The sequence below is a fragment of the Photorhabdus heterorhabditis genome, from assembly GCF_001280945.1.
Classification (GTDB): domain Bacteria; phylum Pseudomonadota; class Gammaproteobacteria; order Enterobacterales; family Enterobacteriaceae; genus Photorhabdus; species Photorhabdus heterorhabditis.
The window spans coordinates 1-707 of sequence record NZ_LJCS01000207.1 but is presented as its reverse complement, the minus strand read 5'-3'; the positions used below and the strand labels follow the sequence as shown (position 1 = coordinate 707).

Below are 707 nucleotides of genomic sequence, written 5' to 3'. Positions count from 1 at the left end.
ATATAAAGATGACCCTGATGTTTATGATAAATACCAAAGTAAAACAGATTGTTTTTGTCATTATCTATTACTTATAGCTGAAGAATTAGCTACACCGTTAATACTGTTGAATTCAGTTTGTTTATTTATAATATCAGGTATGTTTTTCAGTGAAAAAGCATACAGCATTCCATTAATGACATCTACTTACTTATTCTTTACAATTTTTTTCTTAATTTATTATAGCTTTTCTGTTAGATGCAATCCTATCACAGGATTAAAATTAGCAATATTCTATATTCGCTTTAAAATAAAAAGTAAATTTAACCCTTGAGTTCATCAATAAAACATGATAAAAATAACTAATTATAAAATGAAATCGAACCTAAATAAATGAACCTAACTGACTTAAGAAAATTAATATTAAATAGTGGCTTCACCTTAAAAGAATTACTTAAGATGAAAAGAAACTTTATTATGCTATATAAAGATGACCCTGATGTTTATGATAAATACCAAAGTAAAACAGATTGTTTTTGTCATTATCTATTACTTATAGCTGAAGAAATCGCTATGCCATTATTATTTTTCACTCCGATTTTTTTATTTATAATTTCAGGTATGTTTTTCAGTGAGAAAGCATATGGAATTCCATTAATGTTTTCAATTTATTTATTTATTTTAATCTCATCTTTTATTTATTACAGCCTTTCCGTTCGCTGTAATTT

General features: G+C 24.9%; 2 protein-coding genes. Both read left to right on the top strand.

The annotated features are described in order from the left end of the window. Positions 1-313: hypothetical protein (locus tag AM629_RS24915; protein WP_072161980.1), on the top strand; the 313-nt coding region annotated here is incomplete at its 5' end. Between the two features lie 59 nt (positions 314-372). Further along, a partial coding sequence (locus AM629_RS24910; RefSeq protein WP_054481797.1) for a hypothetical protein occupies positions 373-707 on the top strand: 335 nt, incomplete at its 3' end.